This is a genomic window from Ureibacillus manganicus DSM 26584, from assembly GCF_000772945.1.
Lineage (GTDB): Bacteria > Bacillota > Bacilli > Bacillales_A > Planococcaceae > Ureibacillus > Ureibacillus manganicus.
On the sequence record NZ_JPVN01000030.1, the window covers coordinates 26,268 to 39,879 of the forward strand.

At 34.9% G+C, this 13,612-nt stretch carries 13 protein-coding genes; 9 read left to right on the forward strand and 4 right to left on the reverse strand.

Going from position 1 to position 13,612, the window contains the following annotated elements:
- The first annotated feature begins 561 nt into the window (after nucleotides 1-561).
- From CD29_RS17075 to CD29_RS17095, 5 genes are all read left to right on the forward strand, one after another.
- Nucleotides 562-933, forward strand: a complete 372-nt coding sequence (locus CD29_RS17075) for a GntR family transcriptional regulator (RefSeq protein WP_036189656.1) — start codon at nucleotides 562-564, stop codon at nucleotides 931-933.
- A 3-nt stretch (nucleotides 934-936) separates the two neighbouring features.
- Nucleotides 937-1,827 (forward strand): ATP-binding cassette domain-containing protein, encoded by an 891-nt coding sequence (locus tag CD29_RS17080; RefSeq protein ID WP_036189659.1) that lies wholly within the window; start codon nucleotides 937-939, stop codon nucleotides 1,825-1,827.
- Complete coding sequence (locus CD29_RS17085) at nucleotides 1,814-2,533, forward strand: hypothetical protein (RefSeq protein ID WP_036189662.1); 720 nt, start codon at nucleotides 1,814-1,816, stop codon at nucleotides 2,531-2,533. The genes CD29_RS17080 and CD29_RS17085 overlap by 14 nt, the downstream gene beginning before the upstream one ends.
- Entirely contained in the window at nucleotides 2,530-3,234 is a 705-nt protein-coding gene (locus CD29_RS17090) for a hypothetical protein (protein ID WP_036189665.1), read from the forward strand. The genes CD29_RS17085 and CD29_RS17090 overlap by 4 nt, the downstream gene beginning before the upstream one ends.
- A gap of 84 nt (nucleotides 3,235-3,318) precedes the next feature.
- Nucleotides 3,319-4,134, forward strand: a complete 816-nt coding sequence (locus tag CD29_RS17095) for a metallophosphoesterase (RefSeq protein ID WP_036189668.1) — start codon at nucleotides 3,319-3,321, stop codon at nucleotides 4,132-4,134.
- Nucleotides 4,135-4,170: 36 nt separating this feature from the next.
- Here CD29_RS17095 and CD29_RS17100 read toward each other — a convergent pair whose 3' ends face one another.
- On the reverse strand, nucleotides 4,171-5,358 hold the full coding sequence (locus tag CD29_RS17100) for a serine-tRNA(Ala) deacylase AlaX (RefSeq protein ID WP_036189670.1): 1,188 nt from the start codon (nucleotides 5,356-5,358) through the stop codon (nucleotides 4,171-4,173).
- A gap of 157 nt (nucleotides 5,359-5,515) precedes the next feature.
- Here CD29_RS17100 and CD29_RS17105 point away from each other — a divergent pair, with 157 nt between their 5' ends.
- Entirely contained in the window at nucleotides 5,516-5,809 is a 294-nt protein-coding gene (locus tag CD29_RS17105; RefSeq protein WP_036189672.1) for a DUF6509 family protein, read from the forward strand.
- A 436-nt stretch (nucleotides 5,810-6,245) separates the two neighbouring features.
- Nucleotides 6,246-7,430, forward strand: coding sequence for a CaiB/BaiF CoA transferase family protein (locus CD29_RS17110; RefSeq protein WP_036189673.1), 1,185 nt, complete (start codon nucleotides 6,246-6,248; stop codon nucleotides 7,428-7,430).
- Between the two features lie 95 nt (nucleotides 7,431-7,525).
- Here CD29_RS17110 and CD29_RS17115 read toward each other — a convergent pair whose 3' ends face one another.
- Both CD29_RS17115 and CD29_RS17120 read right to left on the reverse strand, forming a co-directional pair.
- Entirely contained in the window at nucleotides 7,526-8,986 is a 1,461-nt protein-coding gene (locus tag CD29_RS17115; protein WP_036189675.1) for a hypothetical protein, read from the reverse strand.
- Between the two features lie 124 nt (nucleotides 8,987-9,110).
- The gene (locus CD29_RS17120) at nucleotides 9,111-9,293 is read right to left on the reverse strand and encodes a hypothetical protein (protein ID WP_036189676.1); all 183 of its coding nucleotides are present in this window, start codon (nucleotides 9,291-9,293) and stop codon (nucleotides 9,111-9,113) included.
- A gap of 133 nt (nucleotides 9,294-9,426) precedes the next feature.
- On the opposite strand from CD29_RS17120, the gene CD29_RS17125 reads away from it, so the two are divergent.
- Nucleotides 9,427-10,356 (forward strand): AEC family transporter, encoded by a 930-nt coding sequence (locus CD29_RS17125; protein WP_036189678.1) that lies wholly within the window; start codon nucleotides 9,427-9,429, stop codon nucleotides 10,354-10,356.
- A gap of 139 nt (nucleotides 10,357-10,495) precedes the next feature.
- On the opposite strand, the gene CD29_RS17130 is transcribed toward CD29_RS17125, so the two are convergent.
- Complete coding sequence (locus CD29_RS17130; RefSeq protein ID WP_036189680.1) at nucleotides 10,496-11,995, reverse strand: catalase; 1,500 nt, start codon at nucleotides 11,993-11,995, stop codon at nucleotides 10,496-10,498.
- A gap of 452 nt (nucleotides 11,996-12,447) precedes the next feature.
- Between CD29_RS17130 and CD29_RS17135 the strand changes: the two genes are divergently transcribed.
- Entirely contained in the window at nucleotides 12,448-13,533 is a 1,086-nt protein-coding gene (locus CD29_RS17135) for a nitric oxide synthase oxygenase (protein ID WP_052124231.1), read from the forward strand.
- Nucleotides 13,534-13,612: the final 79 nt, after the last annotated feature.

Here is a 13,612-nt window from a genome sequence, read left to right on the forward strand (position 1 = left end):
TGGAAGTTTTTATGTAGAACTATTGGGGTCGCTAAAAGAACCCCTAAGCCGCTCAAATCCACGCAAAAGCCGCTCAATTGTATGCAAATTCCGCTCAATTCAAACCAGAATCCGCTCAAAAATCTACAAAGAAGTGAAGGTCGCTCAAAAGACCCCCGCAGCCGCTCAAATCCACGCAAAGGCCGCTCAATTGTATGCAATTTCCGCTCAATTCAAACCAGAATCCGCTCAAAAATCTACAAAGAAGTGAAGGTCGCTCAAAAGAACCCCGCAGCCGCTCAAATCCCAACAAAGACCGCTCAATTGTATGCAATTTCCGCTCAATTCAAACCAGAATCCGCTCAAAAATCTACAAAGAAGTGAAGGTCGCTCAAAAGACCCCCGCAGCCGCTCAAATCCCAACAAAGGCCGCTCAATTGAATCTAAATTCCGCTCAATCCACTCCTCCTATCGTACATTACACCCAACAATTGACAATTATTACAACTTAATATATAGTACATTACAACAGTAATGCACTAACCGGAAATGAACGGAAACAAACGAAAGGAGGGGCCACGTTTGAATGTTAATACAGATAGCTCCATCCCCATTTACATACAAATTGCAGAATGGATAGAAAATGAGATACTTGCAGATCGACTTATTACAGACGGGAAAGTTTATTCGCAATACCAGTTAGCAGAAATGTTCAATATTAATCCAGCCACAGCTGGTAAGGGGCTTACGATTTTACTTGAGAACAACATATTGTACAAGAAACGGGGGCTAGGAATGTTTGTTCAAGGGGGAGCAAAAGAATTCATTGTAGAAAAAAGACGAGATGAAAAATTAACAATTCTCGCCAAAGAAATCGTTCTTGAAGCGAAAAGATTGTTTGTTTCCGATGACGAATTAATAGAGCTGATCAAAAAAGTACAAAAGGGGTGCTAATCTATGGCGATAGTTTGTAATGAAGTAATTAAAAAGTATCGAAATCACAAAGCACTTAAAAGTATGTCGTTTTTAATTGAAGAAGATAAAATAACTGGGCTAATCGGACGTAATGGGGCCGGGAAATCCACTTTACTAAAAATAGTAGCTGGCCTCCAAAAGGCAACAAGTGGTCATGTTCAAATCTACGGAGAACAGCCATTTAATAATTTGAAAGTCGCTAGTAACCTTGTTTTTATAGAAGATACGATGTCCTTTTCGCCGATTTTTAATCTGGGTGAACTATTTCAAATGGCTAAAGACTTTTTTCCACATTGGCAGGATGATCTGGCGCGTAAACTTTTAGCCTATGCCAATATTTCAGAAAAGGAATACCATCACCATCTTTCAAAAGGGCAAAAGTCAACTTTCAATCTTATATACGGGCTCGCAACAAGATGTAAGGTAACGCTATTAGATGAACCTATGAATGGAATGGATGAAGCGATACGATCCGATATGTATCGTGCCATTTTAAAAGAGTATATTGCGTTTCCACGTACGATTATTATTTCTAGTCACCATTTACATGAGATTGAACATTTAACTGAGGATGTTTTGTTAATTAACCACGGGCATGTAACATTACATGCCCCGTTAGAAGATGTTAAAGGATTACTTGTAAAGTTAGTAGGTAACATCACAAAAATCAAAGAAAGCATTCCCTCTGCTGAAATTTATTATGAAAATGAGTCATTAGTCAATGGCGAGGTAATTGTTGAAGCAACATCCATTGCTTCTAGGGAAACTGAACTTTCCCAACAAGGAATCTCTATACATCCTGTTTCTGCAAGTGAGGTTTGCAAATATTTAACGAGTCAAACGAGAGGAGGAATTGATGATGTCTTTAAATAGTTGGACCACCTCACAATTGATTTGGAAACAGGTGAAATGGAAATGTAAGGCTTTTAGTCAATCCTTTATCACATTGATTGGGGTACTAATAGTAATCCAACTTTTAGGCTGGAATGGTTCGGGGAGTTCTGGTGGTGGCTTTAATCAATTTAGTGTATATATCAATATCTTCAGTTTAGATATGAATGTTCTAATTACGTGTATGTGGGCATTTGTACAATCGTTATTGATGCAAGGAAGAGTTCAGCATCAAGATGATTACTCTTTTGTCACGAATCGTTTTGTTACGAATGTTTCAAATGCCATTGTAGTCATCATCTATAGTTTTATTGCCACGCTTATAGCCATGGCAACTCTTTATATTTCTACGGTGGTTATCCAGTTATTTAGAGGAATCGAGATAATTAGGGATGAATTAATCGTGAACCCTGTTGATGCAATTGTTATTTTTCTAATTATATTGCTAATAGCTGCAATTGGCTTTTTTATCGGTTCTGCCTTTCATTTATCGAAACTATTAGGGATTGGGGTTATCGTTCTTTTTATTATAATAATGTATCGACTCCCAATGCTCCCAACAAATGCAATTCAATTCTTCTTTGATGGTGGAGACCTTCTCTTTATACTTAAAGCGGTGGTTAGCTCTATTTTAATCTTTGGCCTTTCAATTCAGATGCTGAATCGAAATGAGGTGACTCGCAGATGATGGCGATTTTTACGATGTTCATTCTTATAGCATTTCTAGCTATTGTTGTAATGGCACTTACAAAACTAACAGGAAGTAAATTATGGACTTTCACTATGAATCAATGGATAGTGATAGGCTTTTTAGCTCTTGGATTGATATCCATGGGAGTTTTGAGTTTTACAGCAAAAGAGGAGGAGAGACTCTCTGTAGAAAAGAGTAAAGAAATATTAGAAGATGAATCGCAATTATGGAATGTACTTTTAGATGGTGAAACAAATGCTCACTATGAAGGTTATTTACAAAAGGAATGGCGATTTGAAGTAACTTCGGACGAATTCCGTGTAATCCCTTCAACAGGCATTGACTTGTTTAAAGTAGGGGTCATTGCAGAGAGAAGAGAAGATCCAAATTCAAATGAGATATTTGCAAAAACTTATGTTATTCCATATCAGGTAAAGGGGTTTGACTTTACGAAGAAAGCTTCCTTAGACTATTTTGAGTATGTGGATAATAACCTGTTTGTAAATCAAATTCGCCCGCAAGAGTTTAAATTTCACCAATTCTATCCAGGTTCGTTAATTCTCAATCAAATTAATGGGGACTTAGCTAAAGAAGAGGAATATTACAGTTTCTATACTGGAAGGACAATTCTCTTTTTGAATGTCCCTAGTCATGTTAATATTATTGATGAAAGTGATTTTATTTATTATGTAAGGTAAGTTTTTATAATGGAATAGAATGATAGAATACTTACTACCCGTGTAAAACCACTTATCCAACAATAATGAATCGAGCGAGCCATTTTGAAAAAGTTATTACTATTAATCATCCTAATAGTGGGTGCTTACTTATTCTTATATATAAATAACCATTGGATTGTTACAACTGAACATGTATTTGAATCTGAAAAAGTGCCTGAGAATTTTGATGGCTTTCGAATAACACAAATTTCTGATTTGCATGATGCACTTTTTGGCGAAAATCAAGAACATCTAGTAGAAAAAGTTAGAGAAACTTACCCAGACGTAATTTTTCTAACAGGAGATGTTATTGATAGTAATCGCTATGATTTAGAACAAAGTTTAACCGCAGTTCGTGAATTTGTTAAAATTGCTGATGTGTATTATGTGATTGGTAACCATGAAGTTGCAAGTAATAAAATCGATGAAATTTATGATGCAATGAAACAACTTGGAGTGAAAATACTTCCTAATGTTTCAACAACGATTAACCAAAATGGTGAAAGTATTGAACTTATAGGGATTGAAGATCCGTTAAACGGACATGAAACTCAGTGGATGCTAGATTTAGCAAGGGAAAAGACAAATGGTAGCACATTACAGATACTCCTAGCGCATCGTCCTGAATTCTTTAAAACGTACGTAAGGAACGATATGGATATGGTGTTTTCTGGTCATGCCCATGGTGGTCAAGTTCGAATTCCCTTTGTTGGAGGTTTAGTTGCCCCAGGTCAAGGGTTCCTACCAACATACACTGCAGGTGCATATAAAGAAGCTGACACTACAATGTTTGTGAGTAGGGGGCTTGGAAATAGTACCGTGCCTTTTAGAATATTAAATTTACCTGAAATCGTAGTAGTTGAATTAAGAGCAAAATGATATGTACAAAAGGCGAGCCAACTAGCTCGCCTTTATTTATGAAAGGGCATTTTTCATTTCATCAAGCAAAATTTCAGCAGAAATTATTTTTTCTCCCCCACCTTGTACAAGTGAATCATTTCCTCCGCCTTTACCGTTAATTAAAGGTAAAACTTTTGAAGAAACGTCCTTCATACTTACGCCATTGTTTGAACCTTTAGCAGCTACGAATTGCAACTTATCTTCATTTTCAGAAACGAGTAATGTAACTAGTTCAGGATTTTCTACAACAATTGCGCGGCTAAGCTTTTGTAATGTTTGAACTGTACGGTTAACAAAGTTTATAGCAACGACATTGTTCTCGCAATTTACCACTAACTCACGAGCTTCATAAACCAATAGAGCATCTTGTGCTTCTCCTAATGCCTTTTCAATTGTTTTAGCATCTTTCATTACTTTCTGAAGTGCAACAGCTGATTCTTCTTCAGGGACGCTAAGGTTTCGAGCAACTTCAGTTAAAACCATCTTTCTCATAGCCAATTGCTTAAGTACACGATTTCCGCAAACAAATGATACGCGAGTGTTTTTTTTCATCTTCTCAGTACCCATTATTTTTAGTAAACTAACTTGTCCTGTAGAAGTAGGGTGCGTACCGCCACAACCGTTATAGTCGTAGTCTGGGATGATAACTAAACGAATATCTTCATCAACTGTGACATCTTTACGTAAAGGGTATTGTGAGAGTTCTTCTTTTGTAACCCACTTCGTTTCAATAGATCGGTTTTCTAAAATAATTTCATTTGCACGTTTCTCTACAAGAGCTAGCTGTTCTTCGGTCACTTGTTCAGTATTAAGGTCAATTGTCACAAGCTCAGAACCTAAATGAAAGCTAACAGTAGCAAAATCAAAGAGTTCAACAAATGTAGCTGATAAAATATGCTGGCCACAATGTTGTTGCATATGGTCAAAACGACGTTCCCAATCTAATACCCCAGTTATTTCTCCTTGTAACCCAGTATTATCTTCTTCTAAATAATGACGAATTTCATCGTCCACTTTTTCAACATCTAATACACGAATATTGTTAATGAAACCTGTATCGTGAGGCTGTCCACCACCAGTCGGGTAAAAAGCAGTATTCGATAATACAACATATGGGCGACCATCTTCTTCAACACTTGAACGTAAAATACCTGCCTTGAATTCTTTTATCATTGGATCCTGATAATATAATAAATCCTTCATAAACATGCCCCTTTTGAACAATAATAGTATTATTTTGTCATACTTTTACAGTTGTGTCACTAAGCGCACGCTACAAATAGTAGTTTTTAATTGACCAAGGGCGTGGAAAGGTTATTATTAAAGGTACGAAACATTTAGGTTTAAAAGGAGTAATTAAATGGAAATAACACAATATTCTATCGAAGAAATAAAAGATCCGACAAATATTATCGAGGGAAAGCGATTTGAAGTATTGTTAGATGTAGAAATTGATGAAGATGATGAGTTGTATTCAGAAGCGGGGATTGAAATCCGTGCGATTATAGCTAAAAAGAATGAGGACATTCGCATAGTTAATTACTTTATCATCGATAAAAAAGACAATGAATACTTAGACTTTGCTTTAGAAGAAGATGAAGAAGATGTAATTCTTGCATTTTGCCGTGAAGAATTACAAAAGAACGAATTTTAACTCCATAACGAATCGTTATAAAAAATCTCCAGTAAATAACCCAGCAACCGCTCTAAATTGCTGGGTTATCTCACGTATAAAAGGGAGCTTGGTAGACTTCCAAGCCCAACATCATCATACTTTATTTTTTATGCAAATATTTGAAATTTACATACTTTTAATAAAAAATTTACTATTTAAATAACTACCAAAGTAAATTAAAAAACCCAAAAATCATTAGGTGGTTTTAGTAGGGGTAATTGGATTGGTCTTCATTTTCATATATTGCTCTAAACCACCATATAATTATCAGAAATTTCTATTAAATATAAACTTCCGTATATAAAAAGATAATCCAAACTGTTATAATACTGATATAAATTAGTGAAACTGTATTAATACAAATCGAGTTTTTTGCAAAGGGATGTCTAAACAGATGATATGGAGGGATGGGGAATTGTCTATTTTAAAGGGGTTAAAAATACTTGATTTTTCGTCATTGTTACCTGGATCATTTACGACAATGATGTTTGCAGATTTAGGTGCAGACATTATACATGTGGAATCAGAACGTCGAGTTGATATGTTAAGGATTATGCCACCTTATGATGAGCAAAAAGATTCCTTTATTCACCAACATTTGAATAGGTCTAAAAGATCGCTTTCACTTAATCTAAAAACTTCTGAAGCAATGGATATTGTAAAAAAACTGATAATGGAATACGACATTATTATTGAAGGGTTTCGTCCGGGCGTAATGAAACGGTTAGGTCTTGATTATGAAAGTTTGAAACAGGTAAATCCGAAGCTAATTTATTGTTCCATTACTGGATTTGGTCAAACAGGTCCATATAGCAATAGACCTGGTCATGATATCAATTACTTGTCAGTAGGTGGGGTTCTTGATCATTCAAGATTGAAAGATAAGAAACCGGTTCCAATGGGAATCCAAATCGCAGATATTGCAGGGGGATCATTATATGCAGCGATAGGCATATTAGCTTGCGCATTGAATCGCGAAAAGACAGGTGAAGGAAAGTATATAGATGTTTCGATGACGGATTCAGTATTTACCTTAAACGCATTATATGGTACAGCTTTTCTTGGAAGTGGCATTTTACCAAAAGCTGAAGAGGAAATCTTAAATGGGGGAACCTTTTATGATTACTATCGAACAAAAGATGGTAGATATTTTTCAGTTGGTAGTTTAGAGCCTCAGTTTAGAAAATTATTATGTGAAGCGTTAGACATTCCAGAACTTTTAGAGAGTACATTTAATGCTTCAAGTTATACTCAGAAACGATTTAAAGAAGCAATTAAAGATGCATTTTTAACTAAAACCTTTGATGAGTGGTTAGTAATATTCAGTGATGATTTTGAAGGTTGTGTGGAGCCTGTACTTACTTTTGAAGAAGCAAACAATCATCCACAATTGAAAGCTCGAAATATGGTCGTAGATGTTCCGAAAGAGGATGGAGATTCACAAAAGCAAATTGGATCTCCGTTTAAAATTAGTGATATGGAACCAACTTATAAGTTTACGGGAGTGAAGCTCGGATATCACACGGAAGAAATTTTGGCGAAAATAGGATATTCAACTGAACAAATTAAACATTTACATGAAAAGGGAGTATTAGAATAGAAAAAGAGGGATGTCTTGAAAGTCACACTTTCTTGGCATCCCTTTTATACATAACAACCCCACCTATGTGGAGCGATTTGTTTAGTTCTTAGTATTTAAATTTTTACATAATCAGCAGCAAAATCGCGAAGCTGATGGAAATGAGCATCCACTTTTATATATTTTGCGTACACTTCCATTAGTTTATCAAATAGCTCAAAATGTTCTGTTGCAAATAATGCCTTTAAAATATTGCATATATGCTTTGATGACATGATTGCAATTTCGTAATAAGGACTATCTTCATCTTGGTAATGATTAAGCCAAACTTCAACTGAATGCATAATGTGTTGTGGTGTATGGTCGACTATAAAAATGATATCCCTTTGAACAGTAGCTTCGATATGGTGAAGGGAATTTCCATCATCAATTACATCTTGATTTAAATAGTTATAGATAGCAGTGCAAGAGGCAATCTCATATTCCTTTAATAAGCGAATGACATGTTCATATTGATGTTTTTGAATATATGCTTCTATTAATATATAAAATATTTTTTCTATATAATTTTTGTTATAACGTTTTATTAATGCAATGGGTTCAGGTTTTATATTAGGAAGTACTTCTCCATATTCAAGGATTAACTCAATGGCATGGTTGTTTAATCGATCGTTTTGAATTAAGTATTCTCCATGTGCAATTATACTTTCAAAGTCTTCTTGTTTATAAGCATCAATCACTAACATAAACTTGAGTATTGTTTGTTCTTTTTCAGATAAAGCCCAAGTACCTTCCACCCAATTATTGTACATATCTTCAATAATTCTGCTGATTTTCTGCCTATGCCTTTTTCCACCTTTATAATGATTGATAACATTAAATAATTGAAGTTCTTTAAGTTGAAAAGAGCGTGGGTTATTGAACGCAATTACATTGATCAACTGATTAATTACACTAATTGACTTGTTACTTGTATGAAGTTGCTCTAAGTGTGCTTGTAATTGTCTAATAAGATCCAAAGAATCATTAATTGAAAGCATAGGAGTTTGTAAAAAAATTGAATAAATCTTTTTTACAAATAGCGTTTTCCAAAAAGTCTCTTTTTGGTTGTAAATTATATGAATAAAGAACTTTTTTTCTACTTTGTAAAAGTAAATACAGTTAAGTCCGCCTACATGATTAGTAATCTCAATTTCCTTCCCGAAAACAAGATTAATTAAATGGTCAAATCTTAGGACATTATGAATGGTTAAATATTGTAAAAGTGCTTTTTTCCCTTGACGAGAGCTGAAAAAGTGAGTAAGGCGTTCATTTGCATTGTTTAAATCAATGGAGGTATCTTGTAATTTCTCAAATAGAAATAAATCAATATTTCCCCAATACTTTTTTGCAATGTTACTGACGATATTTAAAGCTTTTTCCTTCGTAAGAAGAATGCTGCTTAGAGGGATTAGTGTACCGAATTGAGAGGTATTTTGTATATTGTCTTGATCTGAAAGATTTCTAATGGCTAATTCAATTGGTTCTCCAATTTTCCCGGCAGTTTCTTTATAAATCTTTTCATCCCAGTCCAACATTAAAGTAACCTCCTCTTTTAAAAAGTGGTATTCTAACAAGAATATATCAAATAATAGTGTGAAAAGGGTAGAACAATATAAAAGAAGTCTGAAAAGCTAACACCTTTCAGACAAATAGTAGTTTTTATGATGGCTTTTTAAGAGTGTAAGTGGATAGTATTGTTGCTATATAGACAGCTGCAGTAATAATTAGATTTGCCATTGGTATTTCACCAGTATCCATGTAGCTTCTTACTAGATTTATAGTAAATATGACGGAAATGACTAGACAAATATAGAAATGCCTTTTTTGTTTATTTCGCTTCACTTTAGAACCTCTTTTTCGCTTTTTTGAACTAAGTACATAAAGGTTAACACATGTATCGTATTTTTATTATAATCTAAGATACACGTAATTACTAAGTCAATGTATCTTTTGACATTGTGAAAGGATATAACATATGACATATTTATCTATAATATTTTTTCAAATAGTTGCACCTATACTCGTGCTACTAATTATTGGCGCAGTGCTTCAGAAGAAATTTAATTTTAATTTAAAGGCTTTATCTCATCTAATTACATACTGTTTTATGCCTGTGGCAGTTTTTATGAATTTATACGAAACGACCGTTAATTTAGGTGTGTTAGCACAAGTTGCTTTTTTTATCATTTTATTTATTGGAGTTAATATCATATTAAGTCATTACATTGCAAAGTTTCTTAAGTTGAATCGAACGGAATCGGCCGTATTTAAAAACAGTGTTGTACTTATCAATTCAGGTAATTATGGTATTCCTGTTGCACAGCTTGTGTTTCAAACTCAACCAATTGGAGTTGCTATTCAAGTAATACTCGTTATATTTCAAAATGTCACTACCTATACATATGGTTTGTATAATTTAATCTCTGCTACTAAGTCGGGGATTGAGATTGTAAAAGACTTTATCAAAATGCCAATTCTACATGCATTAACTATCGGGATTATCTTAAATATAATGAACATAGAGTTACCAATTACTTTAGCTATTCCATTGAATCATATTGGAGAAGGGTTTATTGCGGTAGCGCTAATTACACTTGGCGCACAGCTGTCTCAAATAGAGATTCGAACAATAATCAATAAAACTATTGTCATTAGTTGTTTTACTAGATTGATCGTGGGTCCTATTCTAGCGTTAATAGTTATTTGGATACTTGGCCTTGATGGCGTTGTCGCTCAATCATTATTTATTGCAAGTTCTTTCCCGACTTCCAGAAATAGCTCGAGTTTAGCGCTTGAATACGATGTAGAATCGAATATTGCTGCCCAAACGGTGCTCTTTTCAACGATTGTTAGTTGTATTACTGTTACCGTTGTAATTTATCTATCAACAATATTATTTGGATAATGTCTTTTAAAAATACAATATGAAAAATCCCTATCTAAACATTTAGATAGGGATTTTATTATTTGGATAGTGGATAGCAGAGTAAAGTTACTATACTGTGATTCTTGCAAGAAACACAATATATAGTTAAATTTTCAAATTAGTTTGCAGCTACAGTTCTTTCATATGGATTTGTTAAATCCATTCCATCGAGTGTAAGGCCCATAGCTTTTGCTACACCTTCACCATATGCTGGGTCAGCAAGGTAGCAGTGTAAGATATGTTTGCGTTTAATGAATTCTTCAACACCAGCCATGTTGTCAGCAGTGTTTTGGAATAAACGTTCTTGTTCTTCAGCAGACATTAAACGGAATAATTTACCTGGTTGTTCGAAGTAGTTATTATCATCATCTGCGAATTCATAAATATCAGCTGCACCATCTAGAGCTAGTGCTGGATCTTTGTATTCTGGTTGTGGTTGGTTTGCACCATAGCTGTTTGGATAGTAAGTTAATGCACTACCGTTGTTTCCATCAGCACGACCTTGACCATCACGGTGGTGAACCAAGAATGGACAACGTGGTTGGTTTACTGGAATTTGGTGACTGTTCACACCTAAACGGTAACGAGCAGCGTCTTGGTAAGCAAATAAACGTGCTTGTAACATACGGTCAGGTGAGAATGAAATACCAGGAACTACATTAGATGGAGCGAATGCTGCTTGCTCTACGTCAGCAAAGTAGTTTTCTGGATTACGGTTTAACTCGAATTCACCAACTGGAATTAATGGGTATTCAGATTTAAACCATACTTTTGTTAAATCGAATGGGTTATCTTTGTGATTACGTGCTTGTTCTTCAGTCATCACTTGGATGTACATTTTCCATTTAGGGAAATCGCCATTTTCAATTGAATCAAATAGATCACGTTGTGAAGATTCACGATCTTGACCAATTACTTGTGCAGCTTCATCGCTAGTTAAGTTTTTAATACCTTGTTCTGTACGGAAGTGGAACTTCACATATACACGTTCACCAGCTTCGTTGATCATTGAGTATGTGTGGGAGCCAAATCCGTGCATATTACGGTAACCAGCTGGAATACCACGGTCACTCATTACGATTGTTACTTGGTGTAATGCTTCTGGCAAACTAGTCCAGAAATCCCAGTTGCTATTTGCGTTGTGCATGTTCGTTTTAGGATCACGTTTTACAACGTGGTTTAAATCTGTAAAGTGTAATGGATCACGGAAGAAGAATACTGGTGTGTTGTTACCAACTAAGTCCCAGTTACCCTCTTCAGTGTAGAATTTTAGTGAGAAACCACGAATATCGCGTTCAGCATCAGCAGCACCACGTTCACCAGCTACTGTTGAGAATCGAGCAAACATTTCTGTTTTCTTACCAACTTCAGAGAAGATTTTTGCCTTTGTATATTTAGTAATATCATGCGTTACAGTGAAAGTACCAAAGGCACCAGAACCTTTCGCGTGCATACGACGCTCTGGAATTACTTCACGGTTAAAGTTCGCTAATTTTTCAATTAAGAATACGTCTTGTAATAGAATTGGGCCACGACGACCTGCAGTTTGGACATTATCATTGCTTACAACTGGAGCCCCAGCATTAGTAGTTAAACGTTGATTTTTAGAATTTGTCACGTTATTACCTCCTAAAGTATTCGAATAAACCTCTTCGAAAGTTAGTATAACAAATGCAAATAAAAATTTCTACTAAATTATAATAATTCTTTTTAAGGAATTGTTTCATTTTGTCGAAATTTGTCTCTACATTACTTTACTGGAGCACAATGGGGCTATTGCATGTGTACGTTGAGTTATATAGGTATTAACGTACTTTTCCGACTTTGTCGTTCAAAAAGATTTGGGCTATAAATATAACAGTCATGAAAAAATATTATCAATTATTGTAGAAAATTAACCTTAAATGAAAATGAACAAGTAATCTTGGATTATCATTTAGCTATAAAAGGTTCTGTTCATGGTATTAATAACCTAATTAGAACGAATTGAATACTCTATGGCATATACCTACTATTTAAATGCATGCGGAGTTAAAAGTTGCTTTGCAATGTACTTCTGGAGGAAATACGATGAACCTTTTAGAGGTTGAACAATTTCTTATACAATGTAGTGAAGAGTTAGGTTGGTCAGATGAGTGGTATAAAGAAAGAATAGAAGGGATACAAAACACAGGCGAATTTCATCCCACCTATGATGAGTTGGTCTTTGGTGCAAGAGTTGCATGGAGAAATAGCAATCGATGTATTGGTCGATTGTTTTGGAAGTCACTTCAGGTGTTTGATGAACGGAACCTAGAAACGGAAGAAGAAATTTATGAAGCACTATTACGCCACATTCAGTTTGCAACGAATGCTGGAAGAATACGTCCAACCATTACAGTGTTTAAATCCGGATCGGTATGCATATGGAATGAGCAATTAATACGTTACGCTGGTTATAAAACTAAGGATGGAATTATTGGTGACCCGAGTTCTCTGGTGTTTACTGAAGTTTGTCAAAAGTTGGGCTGGCAAGGAGAAGGGAGCCATTTTGATGTTTTACCATTAGTTATTCAAGTAGATAATAGAAAACCAGTGTTGTTTAACATACCAAAAGAATATGTTTTAGAAATACCTATTCGACATCCTCAGTACGAAAGGATTTCGGAACTTAATTTAAAATGGTATGCTGTGCCGATTATTGCCAATTTTAAATTGAATATTGGGGGCATTGAATTTGAAGCAGCTCCCTTTAATGGATGGTATATGGGGACGGAAATTGGATCCCGAAATTTTGCGGATATAAACCGATATAATCTGTTACCTAAGGTAGCGGAGATATTAGAATTGAACACATCTACAAACTCAAGTCTTTGGAAGGATTATGCACTGTTAGAATTAAACATTGCAGTTTTGCATTCTTTTAAAGAAGAAGGCGTCAACATTATAGACCATCATACAGCTGCACAGCAGTTTAAATTGTTTGAGCAGCAAGAAGCTGAAAATAATCGAGAAGTAACTGGTAATTGGATGTGGCTTATTCCGCCAATGTCACCAGCAACTACCCATATTTATCATAAATCTTTTACAAATGTTATTAAAAAACCGAACTACTTTTATCAAATAGCCCCTTATTTGCTTGAGAAACAAACGATTGAAACAGATCTTTATAAATAATAAAGTGGCACAATTTTTTTATTTGTGCCACTTTTATGTGCGACGGGCAGTTGCACCATGTGCAATAACAGCACAGGAT

What these genes read in the sequence shown, in the direction of transcription:
- CD29_RS17080 (WP_036189659.1), top strand. Translation starts at nt 937, where the DNA reads ATGGCGATAGTTTGTAATGAAGTAATTAAAAAGTATCGAAATCACAAA.
- CD29_RS17085 (WP_036189662.1), top strand. Translation starts at nt 1,814, where the DNA reads ATGTCTTTAAATAGTTGGACCACCTCACAATTGATTTGGAAACAGGTG.
- CD29_RS17090 (WP_036189665.1), top strand. Translation starts at nt 2,530, where the DNA reads ATGATGGCGATTTTTACGATGTTCATTCTTATAGCATTTCTAGCTATT.
- CD29_RS17100 (WP_036189670.1), bottom strand. Translation starts at nt 5,358, where the DNA reads ATGAAGGATTTATTATATTATCAGGATCCAATGATAAAAGAATTCAAG.
- CD29_RS17105 (WP_036189672.1), top strand. Translation starts at nt 5,516, where the DNA reads ATGGAAATAACACAATATTCTATCGAAGAAATAAAAGATCCGACAAAT.
- CD29_RS17115 (WP_036189675.1), bottom strand. Translation starts at nt 8,986, where the DNA reads ATGTTGGACTGGGATGAAAAGATTTATAAAGAAACTGCCGGGAAAATT.
- CD29_RS17125 (WP_036189678.1), top strand. Translation starts at nt 9,427, where the DNA reads ATGACATATTTATCTATAATATTTTTTCAAATAGTTGCACCTATACTC.
- CD29_RS17135 (WP_052124231.1), top strand. Translation starts at nt 12,448, where the DNA reads ATGAACCTTTTAGAGGTTGAACAATTTCTTATACAATGTAGTGAAGAG.